Origin of the sequence: Pseudomonas costantinii, assembly GCF_001870435.1 — a bacterium.
GTDB classification, from domain to species: Bacteria; Pseudomonadota; Gammaproteobacteria; order Pseudomonadales; family Pseudomonadaceae; genus Aquipseudomonas; species Aquipseudomonas costantinii.
In genome coordinates this window covers 1-15,188 of sequence record NZ_MDDR01000044.1, presented here as the reverse complement: position 1 = coordinate 15,188, position 15,188 = coordinate 1, and the positions used below count along the sequence as shown (strand labels likewise).

The 15,188-nt window shown below is 61.6% G+C and carries 13 protein-coding genes; 7 read left to right on the top strand and 6 right to left on the bottom strand.

Annotation, left to right across the window (positions count from 1 at the left end):
* Positions 1-301 precede the first annotated feature (301 nt).
* The gene (locus BFL40_RS25820; RefSeq protein WP_071486585.1) at positions 302-1,624 is read left to right on the top strand and encodes an OprD family porin; all 1,323 of its coding nucleotides are present in this window, start codon (positions 302-304) and stop codon (positions 1,622-1,624) included.
* A gap of 21 nt (positions 1,625-1,645) precedes the next feature.
* On the opposite strand, the gene BFL40_RS25815 is transcribed toward BFL40_RS25820, so the two are convergent.
* Positions 1,646-2,134, bottom strand: a complete 489-nt coding sequence (locus BFL40_RS25815) for a MarR family winged helix-turn-helix transcriptional regulator (protein ID WP_071486584.1) — start codon at positions 2,132-2,134, stop codon at positions 1,646-1,648.
* 212 nt (positions 2,135-2,346) lie between these two features.
* On the opposite strand from BFL40_RS25815, the gene BFL40_RS25810 reads away from it, so the two are divergent.
* The 6 genes from BFL40_RS25810 (at position 2,347) to BFL40_RS25785 (ending at position 10,573) form a co-directional block, all read left to right on the top strand.
* Positions 2,347-3,177, top strand: a complete 831-nt coding sequence (locus tag BFL40_RS25810) for a p-hydroxycinnamoyl CoA hydratase/lyase (RefSeq protein WP_007895816.1) — start codon at positions 2,347-2,349, stop codon at positions 3,175-3,177.
* Positions 3,178-3,291: 114 nt separating this feature from the next.
* Entirely contained in the window at positions 3,292-4,740 is a 1,449-nt protein-coding gene (locus BFL40_RS25805) for an aldehyde dehydrogenase (RefSeq protein WP_071486583.1), read from the top strand.
* 117 nt (positions 4,741-4,857) lie between these two features.
* Positions 4,858-6,741 carry a feruloyl-CoA synthase gene (locus BFL40_RS25800; protein ID WP_071486582.1) on the top strand — a complete coding sequence of 628 codons (1,884 nt, stop codon included), beginning with the start codon at positions 4,858-4,860 and terminating at the stop codon, positions 6,739-6,741.
* The gene (locus tag BFL40_RS25795) at positions 6,738-7,979 is read left to right on the top strand and encodes a thiolase family protein (RefSeq protein WP_071486581.1); all 1,242 of its coding nucleotides are present in this window, start codon (positions 6,738-6,740) and stop codon (positions 7,977-7,979) included. Before BFL40_RS25800 ends, BFL40_RS25795 begins: the two co-directional genes overlap by 4 nt.
* Positions 7,980-8,038: 59 nt before the next feature.
* Positions 8,039-9,793 (top strand): acyl-CoA dehydrogenase family protein, encoded by a 1,755-nt coding sequence (locus tag BFL40_RS25790; protein ID WP_071486580.1) that lies wholly within the window; start codon positions 8,039-8,041, stop codon positions 9,791-9,793.
* A 66-nt stretch (positions 9,794-9,859) separates the two neighbouring features.
* On the top strand, positions 9,860-10,573 hold the full coding sequence (locus BFL40_RS25785) for a GntR family transcriptional regulator (protein WP_071486579.1): 714 nt from the start codon (positions 9,860-9,862) through the stop codon (positions 10,571-10,573).
* 6 nt (positions 10,574-10,579) lie between these two features.
* On the opposite strand, the gene BFL40_RS25780 is transcribed toward BFL40_RS25785, so the two are convergent.
* The 5 genes from BFL40_RS25780 to BFL40_RS25755 form a co-directional block, all read right to left on the bottom strand.
* Positions 10,580-11,530: a PDR/VanB family oxidoreductase gene (locus BFL40_RS25780; RefSeq protein WP_071486578.1), complete on the bottom strand. Its 951-nt coding sequence runs from the start codon at positions 11,528-11,530 to the stop codon at positions 10,580-10,582.
* A 78-nt stretch (positions 11,531-11,608) separates the two neighbouring features.
* Positions 11,609-12,670 (bottom strand): Rieske 2Fe-2S domain-containing protein, encoded by a 1,062-nt coding sequence (locus BFL40_RS25775; RefSeq protein WP_071486577.1) that lies wholly within the window; start codon positions 12,668-12,670, stop codon positions 11,609-11,611.
* 214 nt (positions 12,671-12,884) lie between these two features.
* Positions 12,885-13,214: a hypothetical protein gene (locus tag BFL40_RS25770; protein WP_071486576.1), complete on the bottom strand. Its 330-nt coding sequence runs from the start codon at positions 13,212-13,214 to the stop codon at positions 12,885-12,887.
* A 256-nt stretch (positions 13,215-13,470) separates the two neighbouring features.
* Positions 13,471-14,532, bottom strand: coding sequence for an ATP-binding protein (locus BFL40_RS25760; RefSeq protein ID WP_071486574.1), 1,062 nt, complete (start codon positions 14,530-14,532; stop codon positions 13,471-13,473).
* Positions 14,529-15,188 (bottom strand): response regulator (locus BFL40_RS25755; RefSeq protein WP_071486573.1); only part of this gene is annotated, 660 nt, incomplete at its 5' end. The genes BFL40_RS25755 and BFL40_RS25760, both read right to left, overlap by 4 nt.

Sequence of the window (15,188 nt, the reverse complement as noted above, 5' to 3'; positions counted from 1 at the left end):
CCTCATTGTTGTTTTTGTTGTGGTGGCACGCCTGATTGGCTGCTGGCGATTAAGATAACAAAGATAACTAAAAAATGAATGGCGTGATTAAAATTCAAAAAAATGTAAATAAACACATAAAAATCAATTGTTTGATATGTAGATCCATATACAACTAAAAAATAGATAGCTTTATTAATGTTCGATTATCGGTCATTGGCAGTTGACGAGAGCCATCGGCTGTTTCCATTCTCTGTTCGCCAGGCCGATTGCGCCGAGCGTGTGTCACCCCAAAAACAACAACAAAAAATGGACATAGAGCATGCCAGAACTCCCTTCGGATGCCGTTGCCGCGGCGTCAGTTTCCTGTGTGTCGAACAGCAATCCACGCTTGGTCATGGCGTTGCTGGCCTTAAGCGTTTTGCCCACCCCGCTGTGGGCGGCGGGCTTTATCGACGACAGCCACGGCACCTTGACCCTGCGCAATTACTACCTGGATCGTGACTACAAGGACGACGGTGCGAAGACCGCTGCGCGGGAATGGGCGCAGGCGTTCATCTTCAATATGGAGTCGGGATATACCCCAGGCCCGCTGGGTTTTGGCCTGGATGTGCGAGGGCTGATGGGGGTCAAACTCGACTCTTCGCCGGACCGCAGCGGCACCGAGCTGTTGCCGGTGTCTGCCAGCACCAAGCGCGCCGCCGATGAGTACTCGCGGCTGGCGCCGACCGCCAAGCTGCGGTTTGCACAAACCACCGTGAAGACTGGTGACGTGTCGATCTTCCTGCCGTTCGCCTTTGCCAGCCCGTCGCGCCTGCTGCCGCAAACGTTTCGCGGTACCACCCTCAGCTCCAAGGACATCGATGGCCTGACCCTTAATACCGGCTATATCGATCGCATCAACAAACGCGACTCCACCAACTACGAGGCAATGACCATTGCTTCGCCCAACCGGCGTTTCAACCCGACGGCCACCACCTCGCACCTGGCTTACGTGGGGGGGGATTACCAGGTCAATAAAGACCTCAGCCTGCGTGTCTATCACTCAGAAGTGGCAGACCTTTACCAGCAAGACACCTTCGCGTTGCTGCACAACCTGCCATTGGGCGATGGTGTGCTGACCAGCGATCTGCGCAGTTTCTTCAGCCGCGAGGATGGCAGCGCCAAGGCCGGGAAGGTGGACAACCGCAACCTCTCGGCATTGTTCGGCTACCGCCTGGGCGGGCACCGTTTCAGCCTTGGCTATATGCATTCCAGCGGGGAGACGGCGACGCCCTATATCTCGGGGACAGAGCTGATGGGCATGAGCGAGCTGACCATGAGTTCGGACTTTCTCAATGCCAAGGAGCGCACCTGGCAAGCCATCTACGACTACGACTTTGCGGCATCCGGGTTGCCGGGCTTGAAGAGCCGGTTGCGGTATGTGCGCGGCGACAATATCGAGTTGGCGGCTTTCAATGCCGAGGATCGCAAGGAGCGCGAGTTCCAGATGGAGCTGGGCTACGTGATCCAGAGCGGCCCCTTGAAGAACCTCGGGCTGATGGCGCGCAAATCGATCTACCGTAATGACTTTCCGGGTGGCGCGGCCTTTCGTGATGAAAACCAGACCCGCTTCCTGGTGCTCTACACCGTGGCGATCTGGTAAGCACCGCGCTTTGCGCGGCAATCAGTCCTGATACACCTTCTTCAGCAAGCGCAGCAGCTCTGCACGCTCCTGGCCGTCCAGGGCGGCGGTGGAGTCGAGGTCGCTTTGCGCGGCGATGTCCTTGAGTTCCTTGAGCAGGGTCTCGCCGGTCTTGCTGAGGAAAATCCCGTAGGAGCGCTTGTCCGGCTTGCAGCGTACCCGCACCGCGAGGGCGCGGCTTTCCAGCTTGTTCAGCAAAGGCACCACCTGGGGCGGCTCGATCGCCAAGGCGCGAGCCAGGTCGGCCTGCATGAGGCCCGGGTTCTGGTCGATGATCGCCAGGGCCGAGAACTGCGCAGGGCGCAAGTCATGGTCCGAGAGGCGGCCAATCAGGTTCTGGAACAGCTTGAGCTGGGCGCGACGCATGGCATACCCGATCAGGTCGTCCAGGGCCGAATCCAGCGGCGCCCGCGCCTCGGCGTTGTCGGGCAGGGCCTGGCTGGCGTCGGCGATGTTGGAAGGCTTGGCCATTGGCAGTGCAATCCTCAAGGGTGGAGGTTAAGAAGACTATCTAGTTTGCCGTGGTTGGCGAGCCATGGCTATGTCGGCTTTTTACAGAAGCCGATTAACGGGGGTTTTACACAATGAAAATATTGGTTATTCAGATTAATAGTTAATTGACATAACTATATTTGCGGTTTAATTTCGAACCATCTTCAAACACAGAACAAGAGAGCACCGTCATGAGCAATTACGAAGGCCGCTGGACCACCGTCAAGGTTGAGATCGAGGAAGGCATTGCCTGGGTCATTCTTAACCGCCCGGAAAAACGCAATGCCATGAGCCCGACCCTCAACCGGGAAATGATCGACGTGCTGGAAACCCTCGAGCAGGATCCTGACGCCGGTGTACTGGTACTGACCGGTGCGGGTGAGGCCTGGACCGCCGGCATGGACCTCAAGGAATACTTTCGCGAAGTGGATGCCGGCCCGGAAATCCTCCAGGAAAAAATCCGCCGCGAAGCCTCGCAATGGCAATGGAAACTGCTGCGCATGTACGCCAAGCCGACCATTGCCATGGTCAATGGCTGGTGCTTCGGCGGTGGCTTCAGCCCGCTGGTGGCGTGTGACCTGGCGATCTGCGCCGACGAAGCGACCTTTGGCCTCTCGGAAATCAACTGGGGCATTCCACCGGGCAACCTGGTGAGCAAGGCGATGGCCGACACCGTGGGCCATCGACAATCGCTGTACTACATCATGACCGGCAAGACCTTCGGTGGACAAAAAGCCGCCGAGATGGGCCTGGTCAACGAGAGCGTGCCGCTGGCCCAATTGCGTGAAGTCACTATCGAACTGGCGCGCAACCTGCTGGAGAAAAACCCGGTGGTGCTGCGTGCGGCCAAGCATGGTTTCAAACGTTGCCGCGAACTGACTTGGGAACAGAATGAGGATTACCTCTACGCCAAACTCGACCAGTCGCGTTTGCTCGACACCGAAGGCGGTCGCGAGCAGGGCATGAAGCAGTTCCTCGACGACAAGAGCATCAAACCCGGCCTTCAGGCTTACAAACGCTGAAGCACGCAAGCGGATAGCGGGCGCATCCCGCTGTTCGCTGTTGTCTGCCGGCGCTACTGTTACACCGCTGCGCTGCATTCCCGATAAAGACAATAAAGAGAAAGAGGAATCACCATGCTGGACGTGCCCCTGTTGATCGGCGGCCAGTCGTGCCCCGCCCGCGACGGTCGAACCTTCGAACGCCGCAACCCGGTGACCGGTGAAGTGGTCTCGCGGGTTGCCGCCGCAACGCTGGAAGATGCCGACGCCGCCGTGGCGGCGGCCCAGGCTGCATTCCCTGGTTGGGCCGCGCTGGCGCCCAACGAACGTCGTACCCGTTTGCTCAAGGCGGCCGAGCAATTGCAGGCGCGTAGTGCCGAATTCATCGCCGCCGCCGGCGAAACCGGCGCCATGGCTAACTGGTATGGCTTCAACGTCCGCTTGGCGGCCAACATACTGCGCGAAGCCGCGTCGATGACCACCCAGATCACGGGTGACGTGATCCCCTCCGATGTGCCCGGCAGCTTCGCCATGGCCCTGCGTCAGCCTTGCGGCGTGGTGCTGGGCATCGCGCCCTGGAATGCCCCGGTGGTCCTCGCCACCCGCGCCATCGCCATGCCTCTGGCCTGCGGCAATACCGTGGTGCTCAAAGCCTCCGAATTAAGCCCGGCAGTGCACCGCCTGATCGGCCAGGTGCTGCAGGACGCGGGCCTTGGCGATGGCGTGGTGAATGTCATCAGTAACGCCCCGGCGGATGCGGCGGCCATCGTCGAACGGCTGATCGCTAACCCGGCGGTGCGGCGGGTCAACTTCACCGGTTCGACCCATGTCGGGCGGATTGTCGGTGAACTCTCGGCGCGTCACCTAAAGCCTGCTCTGTTGGAGTTGGGCGGCAAGGCGCCGTTGCTGGTGCTGGACGACGCCGACCTGGACGCTGCGGTGGCGGCGGCGGCGTTTGGCGCCTACTTCAACCAAGGGCAGATTTGCATGTCCACCGAGCGCTTGATCGTCGATGCCAAGGTAGCTGGCGTATTTATCGCCAAGCTGACCGCCAAGGTCGCGACCCTGCGCGCAGGGGATCCCACGGCGGCGGATTCGGTCCTGGGATCGCTGGTGGACGCCAGTGCCGGTACGCGCATCAAGGCCCTGATCGACGATGCCTTGGCCAAGGGCGCGCGGCTGGTGGTGGGCGGTCAGTTGGACGGCAGCATCCTGCAGCCGACCCTGATCGATGGCATCACCGAGAGCATGCGCTTGTACCGCGAAGAGTCCTTCGGCCCGGTGGCAGTGCTGCTGCGCGGTGACGGTGATGAGGAGCTGCTGCGCCTGGCCAACGACTCCGAGTTCGGCCTGTCGGCGGCGATCTTCAGTCGCGACACCGGGCGTGCGCTGGCCCTGGCGCAACGGGTGGAGTCGGGCATTTGCCATATCAACGGCCCGACCGTGCATGACGAGGCGCAGATGCCCTTCGGTGGGGTCAAGTCCAGCGGCTACGGCAGCTTTGGCGGCAAGGCCTCGATTGAACACTTCACCCAATTGCGCTGGGTGACCTTGCAGAACGGACCACGGCATTACCCAATCTGAGCCGCTGTCGCTGCTCTGGGTTGGGCATCAATAACAATAACAAGGCGCCAGCCACTGGCTGCCACGCGATGATTCGCCCTGGGCGAGCGCCGCCATGCCTTGATGGAGGAAAAACACGTGAGTTCCGAATTCAGACCCACCGCTCAGCCTGAGCATTGCGCCCCCCGATACCGCGAGGTGTCCATCGGCCATCCGCCGGTCGAGGTCATTGAAGAACACGGCGTGCTGCACATGCGTTCCCTGGAACCACTGGCCGAGTTGCCGACACGCTTGCTCGATCGCCTGGTGCATTGGGCCCAGGTGCGTCCCGAGCAGACGTTTATTGCTGCACGCCAGGCTGATGGCAACTGGCGTCGGGTCAGTTATGGGCAGATGCTCGACAGCGTGCGGGCGATTGCCCAGGGCCTGTTAAGTTACGGGCTGTCGGCAGACAAGCCGCTGGCGTTGCTGTCGGGCAACGACATTGAGCATTTGCAGGTGGCCCTCGGCGCCATGTACGCCGGTATTCCTTACTGTCCGGTATCACCGGCGTATTCGTTGTTGTCCCAGGATTTCGCCAAGCTGCGGCATGTGTGTGACCTGCTGCAACCGGGACTGGTGTTCGTCAGCGATGCGGCAGCGTACCAGCGTGCCATCGACGCCGTATTGCCGGTCGAGACACCGCTGATCACCGTGTGCGGCCACGTTCCTGGGCGCACTCAAGTGAGCTTCACCAGCCTGCTGCAAACACCCGGTGGCGCCGAGGCCGACGAGGCGTTCAACGCCACCGGCCCGGACAGCATCGCCAAGTTTCTCTTCACTTCGGGCTCGACCAAGTTGCCCAAGGCGGTGATCACCACCCAGCGCATGCTGTGTGCCAACCAGCAGATGCTGCTGCAGACCTTTCCGGTGTTCGGTGAAGAACCACCGGTGTTGGTGGACTGGCTGCCGTGGAACCACACCTTCGGCGGCAGCCACAATGTGGGCATCGTGCTCTACAACGGCGGCACCTTTTACCTCGACGGAGGCAAGCCTACGGTCCAGGGCTTTGCCGAAACCTTGCGCAACCTCAAGGACGTTTCGCCCACGGCCTACCTCACCGTGCCCAAGGGCTGGGAAGAACTGGTCAATGCCCTGGAGCAGGACGGCGAGTTGCGAGCGCGTTTTTTTGCCCGCATGAAACTGTTTTTCTTCGCCGCCGCCGGCCTCTCGCAAAGTGTCTGGGACCGCCTCGACCGCGTGGCCGAGCAGCACTGTGGCGAACGCATCCGCATGATGGCCGGGCTCGGCATGACCGAAGCCGCGCCGTCCTGCACCTTCACCACCGGACCGCTGTCCATGGCGGGTTACATTGGTTTGCCCGCGCCGGGCTGTGAGGTGCGCCTGGTGCCGGTGGACGGCAAGTTCGAAGGGCGCTTTCGCGGGCCGCACATCATGCCGGGGTACTGGCGGGCGCCTCAGCAAACCGCCGAAGTATTCGACGAGCAAGGCTTCTACTGTTCGGGTGACGCCATCAAGCTCGCCGACCCGCACCAGCCGCATCTGGGGCTGATGTTCGACGGGCGAATCGCCGAAGATTTCAAGTTGTCTTCCGGGGTGTTTGTCAGCGTCGGTCCGTTGCGCAACCGCGCAGTGCTCGAAGGCTCGCCCTATGTCCAGGATCTGGTCATTGCCGCACCGGACCGCGAATGCCTGGGCGCTCTGGTGTTCCCAAGGCTGTACGAATGCCGCCGCTTGGCTGGCATGCCCCCCGAGGCCAGCGACGCCGAGGTGCTGGCCAGCGCGCCGGTGCGCGACTGGTTCGGCGATTGGTTGCAGCGGCTCAATCGCGAGGCCACCGGCAATGCCAGTCGCCTGGAATGGATTGCCTTGCTGGACGAGCCGGCCTCGATTGACCGTGGAGAAATCACCGACAAAGGTTCGATCAACCAGCGTGCGGTACTGCAATGGCGCGCGGCCAAGGTGGAGGCGTTGTATCGCGGTGAAGACGCGACGATCCTGCGCGCCGGGCCCAAACTTTGAACCGCGTCGGGCAATATTCGGCGTTTGCCGATGTGGCGATTTTCGACGCGGTGCGCACCCCTTGGGTCGACCTCGGCGGAGCCCTGTCCCAGGTGTCGCCCATCGACCTGGGCATCAAGGTCGGCCGCGAAGTGCTGGCGCGCGCCGGCATCGAACCTCAGGCGGTGGACAGCGTACTGGCCGGCTCCATGGCCCAGGCCAGCTTCGACGCCTACTTGCTGCCACGGCATATCGGGTTGTACAGCGGTGTGGCGCAGTCGGTCCCGGCGCTGGGGGTGCAGCGCATCTGCGCCACCGGTTTCGAGCTGTTGCGCCAGGCCGCGGAACAACTGCGTGACGAGGTGCAACTGGCCTTGTGCGTGGCCAGTGAATCGATGTCGCGCAACCCCATTGCGGCTTACACCCACAGGGACGGGTTTCGCCTCGGCGGCGAAGTACAGTTCAAGGATTTTCTCTGGGAGGCGCTGTACGACCCGGCCCCAGGCCTGGACATGATCGCCACCGCTGACAACCTGGCGCGGCGTTATGGCCTGAGTCGCGAGGCGGTGGACCGCTACGCCTGCGACAGCCATCAGCGCGCGTTGCAGGCGCAGCGTGCAGGGGCATGGGCCGAAGAGATCGTGACGGTCGATAACCAAGTGTTCGAGCTGGAAGGTTATCAGCCCCGGGGCATTAGCCTGGCGCGCCGGGCCGGCGCCGTCACCGAGGACAGCCACCCACGCTCCACCGACCTTGCGGCGCTGGCCCGCTTGCGCGCCGTGCATGCCGAGGGGGTGCAAACTGCCGGCAACAGTTGCGCGGTGGTCGATGGCGCGGCGGCGGCGTTAGTGGGGCGAGCGTCGGCCTGTACGCGTCCGGTGCTGGCTTATCTGCTGGCCAGTGCGGTGGTCGGCGTGGATCCAGCCTTAATGGGGATCGGCCCGGCGCCGGCGATCCGTTTGTTGCTGCAACGCAGCGGGTTGCGCCTGGAAGACATCGGCCGTTTCGAGATCAACGAAGCCCAGGCCGCCCAGGTGCTGGCGGTGGCTCAGGAACTGGAGCTGGACGTTAGCCGACTCAACGTCCAGGGCGGCTCCCTGGCGGTGGGGCATCCATTGGCCGCCACCGGCCTGCGCCTGGTCATGACCCTGGCCCAGCAATTGCGCCGGCACAACCTGCGCTACGGGATTGCCGCTGCGTGTGTGGGGGGCGGGCAGGGCATGGCGTTGTTGATCGAGAACCCGGCGTATCGCGCCTGAGGTTTCAACGGCTCGTCCAGCGGGGCGAGTGACTCCTTTTTTATCCGATGAGGTTTCCCATGTGGAGCTATCAGGCGCCCCTGCGCGACATGCAATTTGTGCTTGAGCATTGGCTGCAGGCACCCGATGCGTGGAACCGTAGTCCGGCGTTCGAGGCGTTGGACATGCCGCTGGCGGTCCAGGTGCTGGAAGAAGCGGGGCGCTTCAGTCAAGAGGTGCTGGCGCCCCTGAACAGCAGCGGTGATCGTCAAGGCTGCCGCTGGTTAGCGGGCCAGGTCAGCACGCCAGACGGTTTTGCCGAGGCGTATCGGACCTATGTCGACGGTGGCTGGCCGGCGATGGCGTGCGCCGAGGCGTTGGGTGGGCAAGGTTTGCCGCAACTGCTCGACGCGGCGCTGCAAGAAATGCTCTACGCCAGCAATCACGCCTGGGCCATGTACACCGGAATCGCCCACGGCGCCTACCTGTGCCTCAAGACCCACGCCGCACCTTGGCTGCAGGCGAGCTACCTGCCCGAAATCGTCAGTGGCCGGACCTTACCCACCATGTGCCTGACTGAACCTCAGGCGGGCAGCGATATCGGCCTGCTGCGCTGTCGCGCGCAACCCTGGGAGGACGGCAGTTATCGCCTCAGCGGCAGCAAGTTGTTTATCTCCGGTGGCGAGCACGACCTCACCGCCAATATTCTGCATCTGGTGCTGGCGCGCTTGCCCGATGCGCCGCCGGGCAGTCGTGGGATTTCCCTGTTCCTGGTACCCAAGCAATTGGACGATGGCCAGGCTAATGGCGTGCGCTGTGATGGCATCGAACACAAGATGGGCATCAAGGGCAGCGCCACATGCTCCTTGGTGTTCGACGGCGCCCAGGGCTGGCTGGTCGGCGAGGCCAACGCTGGACTGGCGGCGATGTTCGTGATGATGAATTCGGCGCGCCTGCATGTTGGCCTGCAAGGTCTGGGGCATGTCGAAGCGGCCTGGCAGAACGCCCGACAGTACGCCGCCGAGCGCATGCAAATGCGCGCGCCGTCACGGCCCGAAGAGGTGGCGGCCCAGGCGGCTGACCCGATTTGCTATCACCCGGCCATGCGCCGCGTGTTGCTGGAGTTGCGCACCACCAGTGAGGGGATGCGGGCCATCGGCTATTGGGCGGCGCATTTGCTGGATCAGGCCGAGCATGACCCGTCCCCACAGGTGCGTCAGCAGGCCGGGCAACTGGCGCAATTGTTGACGCCGATCATCAAGGCGTTTTTCACCGAGCAGGGGTTCCGTCAGGCAAGCAATGCCTTACAGGTCTTTGGCGGTTACGGCTACGTCACCGAGTTCGCCATCGAGCAAACGCTGCGTGACAGTCGCATCGCCATGATCTACGAAGGCAGCAACGAGATTCAGGCCAATGACCTGTTGTTGCGCAAGGTCCTGGGGGACGAGGGCCGTGCCTTCGGGCTGCTGCTGACTGAACTGCGTGCTGAGGCCGGGCAGGGCGGCGAATGGGTTGAGTGCGCAGGTTTTGCCGCTGCGCTGGGCAATCTATGCGACGTGCTGGCGGCCATGGTCGACGACATTCGAGAACGTGCCTGCGAGGACCGCGAATACCCGTATCGGGCCGCCGGGGATTTCCTCCAGTTGTGCGGTGTGACGCTGCTGGCCCTGGCCTGGGCGCGGGCGGCGCGGGTCTCCAGGACGCTGCCCGAAGAGGATCCGCTGCGCGCGGGCAAGCTGCAAAGCGCCGGGTTCTTTTTCGATTACTTGCCGTCCCGAGTGGCGCAGCACGTGGGCGCAATCGAAGGTGCGCGCGCGGCGCTGGCGTTTGTCTGACGCGTCCAGACTCTGGAGCGAGGCTTGCGGTACTATGGCGGCCTACGTTTTCTGGAAGTTGCCTGGATGAGCAAGCCCGGTCAATTGGTGCTGGTTGCACTGCGCAAAATGATTGCCTGCGGCGAGTTGGCGGCGGGGGAGCGCTTGATGGAGACTCCGACGGCGCAGCGCTTCGGCGTGTCACGCATGCCCGTTCGCATGGCGTTTCGTACTCTGGAGCAGGAAGGTCTGCTGGTGCCGTTTGGTGGGCGGGGATACCAGGTGCGTTCGGTCAGCGCCAGCGACATCGCCGGCGCGGTCGAAGTGCGGGGCGTGCTCGAAGGCCTGGCGGCGCGTCAAACCGCTGAACGTGGCTTATCCGATGAGGCGCGCGGCGTACTTGAGCGCTGCCTGGTGGAGGGTGATCAGCTGTTCGCCAAGGGCTATGTGACTGAGGATGACCTTGAGGTGTATCACGATCTCAACATGCGTTTTCATCAGGTCATCGTCGACGGCAGCCACAACCCGGCCATCGCCGATGCCCTGGCGCGCAATGATCATTTGCCGTTCGCGTCGGTGACCGCGCTGGCAGTGGATCGCGAGGACCTGGCCCGAGAATACCGGCGGTTCAACTATGCCCACATGCAACACCATTCGGTATTCGATGCCCTGGTCAATCGCCAGGGCGCGCGTGCCGAAGCGATCATGCGTGAGCACGCCAACGCGACCTTGCGTTACGCCGAGATCTTCAGCTCTGCGACCGAAAACGAGCGGATGAAGGTCATCCTGCCCGCGTCATGACACGTTTCAGATATCGAGCACCAGCAGCGGGGTTTTCGAGCGCGAACAGCAGGGCGTGAACTGGTCGTTCAGGGCTTGTTCCTGCTCTGTGAGAAACAGGTCGCGGTGCTCCGGGACGCCTTCCAGCACACGGGTCAGGCACGTGCCGCAGATGCCTTGTTCGCAAGACACGGCAATCTCGATGCCATGGCTTTCCAGGACCTGGACCACTGTCTTGTCCGCCGGTATGTCGAATACCTGGCCGCTGCTGCCGACCTTGACCGAAAAGCTTCCGTCGAGGCTGCTGTCTATCGGCGTCGCAGAGAAGTATTCGCGATGCAGGCAGCTCTCCTGCCAGCCCAGCCCACGGGCACTGTCGAGCACATGCTGCATGAAGCCACCGGGGCCGCAGACGTAGAGGTGCACGTTGTCTTCAGGCGTGGCCAGGACCTCGGCGGCCTTCAAGGCGGTGTCGGGTTGCTCATCGAAGTGCAGGAATACCCGTTCAGCAAATGATGATGCCTTGAGACGCTGGACAAAGGCCGCACGCTCGCTGGAGCGGGCGCAATAATGCAGTTCGAAGTCGGCACCCGCATGGGCAAGGCGCTCGGCCATGCACAGAATCGGCGTGATGCCGATTCCGCCGGCAAACAGCAGGCTGCGTCGGGCACCGTGTGCCAGTGGGAACAGGTTGCGCGGTTCGCTGACCTTCAGGTGGTCGCCCTGGCGTATGTGTTCATGCAGGCTTTGCGAGCCGCCCCGGGAGCTTGGGTCCTTGAGGACGCCGATCAGGTAACGGTGCCGTTCTTCAGGATGGTTGCACAGGGAATACTGGCGGATCAGCCCACCCGGCAGGTGCACGTCGATGTGCGCGCCGGCGCTGAAGGCCGGCAGTGGGTTGCCATCGACACTCGCTAGTTCATAGCTGCAAATATCCTGGGCTTCGTTGTTACGGGATACCACCACGACATCAATCATGTTCAGTCCTCGGAGTGTTGCCGCACTGGGCGGTCACTTCTGATTATTCGGCGCAAGGTTTGGGGCAGGGCGCCTTTATCAGGCGCTGGTCGTGGCGATCAGTTGCGGTTCGAGCGCACGTTCCTTGGCGATCAGCCGTTCCAGGATCTTGCGTGACTGCACGCCGCCAGCATCGATATTGAGCTTGAGCAGGTTGCGCGTCGGGTGGGCGAGCAAGTTCTGTTGCTGGCGTTCGAGCATCTCCAGGTCTTCGCTGAAGATCTTCCCCTGGCCTTCGCGAATACTGGCGGTCAGTGCCTGGTCCTGTGGGTTGAAGCTGCGCGCCATGCCCCAGAAGTACCAGATCGAGGTGTCAGTTTGTGGGGTGATGAAGTCCACCACGATGCTGGCGGCCTTGTGTTCGGGTGCGGCGTTGTAGCCACCCCTGCCGGCGTGGGCCACGCCGACTTCGATCAGCACATGGCTGGGCGGGGTAAAACGGCAGATCTGCCAGCGGTCCACCGGCACATCGTCGGCGAGGTTGTTGCCGCGCAGGGCCATGCGCCAGAACGGCGGGGCCATAATGTTTTCCATGTGCCGGGCGGTGACCACTTCGTCGCCTTCGACCGTTGTCACGGGTGGCGCTTCGTCGATTTCTTTCTGACCGATGCTGGAGGCGTGAACATAGGTTTCGTGGGTCAGGTCCATCAGGTTGTCGATCATCAGGCGGTAATCGCACTGGATGTCAAACAACCCGCCGCCATAGGCCCACTGATCACTCACCGCCCATTCCAGGTGGTGGATCAGTGCGGGGTCAGCCAGGGCTTGATCGCCGGGCCACACCCAGATGAAACCGTAGCGTTCAACCGCAGCAAAGGTCTTGTTGCACGGAAAGCCACGCACCCGTTGCCCAGGCATTTCGACGGTCTTGCCGTCGCCGCCCATGACCAGGCCGTGGTAGCCGCAGACCAGGTTGCCGTTTTCGACATAGCCCAGAGACAGAGGTGCGCCACGATGGGGGCAGAAGTCCTCGACGGCCACGACGTTGCCGTCCAGGCCACGATAAAACGCCATTTTTTCACCGCAGATCTGCCGACCCAGAGGTTTTTGAGCGATTTCATCAGGCGTACAGGCAACGTACCAAGTGTTCTTGGGGTACATGGAGACTCTCCAGGCGAGTGATTATTTTTATTTAATGGATCCATTAAATTGTTCTGCTCGCCGAGCGTCAAGATTTTACGCTGATTTACCTAGATTGTTTGTGCGATTATCGATCACTTATTTTAAGTTTTGACGTATTGGATCCATTGGTGGATTGGTTTTGATTGCTTAGCGATAATCTGCAAGCCTCATGCCCTCAGTACGTCCGCCCCGTCTAGTACCGATAGCTGTCCCGAGCCTCCCTGAGCAAGTCGCGCGCTTGATCCGCGCGCAGTAACAGCGTCATTTGCGTCTCGTCGACGATTATTTCCACCACGATCAACCCGCAGATCAGCGGGGCGGTCACCAGCCAATGGGAGTAACACTGGATTGCCAGCGATACGCAGACGCCAATAATCCACAGCGCCAATACCCATTTGGGCGCGCGCTGTTGCAGTGGAATCCAGAATCGCTGCAGTTTCTTGAGCCGCAAGGTATGCAGCCTTAACGCGTCTTCAAGCGTTGATAAGTACGCGTTGGCTTGGGAGTGTCGTGCGGTTGACATAGGTCTAGGCCACGGAGGTTGCGTAAAAACAGACAGGACGGGTTTTGCTAAACAATCCGGGCGTGGCTGGGGAGGGCGTTTCCCAGCCAGCACAGATTGAGGTGTTCAACTTCCACCCAGTGCCCGTTGGCAGGTTTTTCGTGACAGGTCTTGAACGCAATACAAACGCCGTTGGCGTCCACTGAAGCGAAATGTCGATAGCGGGTGTTGCTCTTGAACATCAACGAGAAGATGCGCATCGCGGTACCTGGTTAAATCAAACATGCCAGCTGAGTTCGAGCAGCGTTCCGCCGTTTTCCATTTTCCGGCAGGTCACGGCCCCGCCATGGGCGAGCGCAATCGCGCGCACCACTGCCAGGCCCAGGCCGCTGCCACCCTGGGCGCGGGAGCGGGAGTTTTCGCCGCGCTGGAAGGCTTCGAACATATGCGTGGCAAAGCCCTCATCGATGCCGGGGCCGTCATCCCGCACGCGCAGGTAGTTAATGCCATCGCGGGTGCTCAAGTGGACGATGACGTTACCCGGTGTCGCGTGCCTGCGGATATTGTCCAGTAAGGCTAGCAGGGCCTGGCGGATCCTGGCGGGGTCGCACCGCATCGTGCGGCGTTGCAGGTCCAGTTGCAGCACGAATCCGGCGGCCGCCAGGCTCGGCTCGAACAACCTCACATCGTCTTCAATGCCAGCGGCCAGGTCGGCTTCTTGCAGGTTGAGTTCAAGGTAGCCGCTGTCGGCCAGGCCAACGACGCGCAAATCCTCGATCAAGCGCGTCAAGCCTTCTACCTGGCCCAGCAGGCTGTAGAACTGCGCGGTGTCCGGTTCGAATACGCCTTCGGCCAGCCCTTGCAGGCGCCCGCGCAAGATGGTCAGGGGCGTGCGCAGTTCGTGGGCGATCGCCGCATTCCAGAACGCCTGCTCTTGCGCCATACGCTTCAAGCGTTGGGCCATGCTGTTGAAGTCGTCCACCAGGATGGCGGCCTCACCGATGGATTGTTCGTCAGCGATAGCTTGCACATCCAGGTCGCCGTCGGCCAGTTTGCGCAGGTTCTCGGCCACGGAGTTCAAGGGCATGAGAATTCGTCGAGATAACTTCAAGGCCACGACCGAGCCCACCGCCAGGCTGACGCAGGTGGTCAGGCCCATCCAGGCCCATTCGATATTTGACGGTAACCATTGATCCGCTTCTTCGTTGGTGAGCGGCCAATACGTCCATAGCAATGCATAAAAAATATAAGAGCCAATCACCGCCAGCGCGATCACGCATAACACCACGGCAGACATGGACAGCATGATCTGGCGGCTCAAACCATTGAGCGTTCTCACGACGCACTTCCAAACCGGTAGCCAACACCCCTGATACTGGTCGGTACGCCCTGCAACCCTACGTCTTCGATCTTGCGGCGCAACTTACTGATATGGCTGTCGACCGTACGCTCCAGGCTATCGCTTTCCGGTGAGCACAGGACCAGCAGTTCGGCGCGGCTGAACACCCTTTTCGGCGCCTTGGCCAACTGGGCCAGCAACCTGAACTCCGTGACGGTCAGCGCCAAGGCAACGCTTTTGCCTGCAATGTTCACCGTCACTTCATGGCTTTCGATATCAATTTCAAATGCGTCCACCCGGATCATGGCGAGGCTGGTTCGGTCGTTGTTGGCGATGGAGCGCCTGAGCACTGCTTGGGTGCGGGCCACGACCTCTGCCGGGTTGAATGGCTTGACGATGTAGTCGTCGGCGCCGAGGCGCAGGCCCATGAGTTTGTCCAGGTCCTGGTCCTGCGCCGTGAGCATGATCACTGGCGTATTGCCGCGATGGCGCACTTCGGCCAGCACTTTCCAGCCGTCCACATGGGGCATCAGCACATCCAGCAGCACCAAGTCCGGCTTGAGCGTGTGGTGCATTTCCAGGGCGCGTCGTCCGTCGAGCGCGTGGGCGGTGCGAAAACCGCTGCGCTTGAGATAGGCAATCAGAATGTCCGCGAT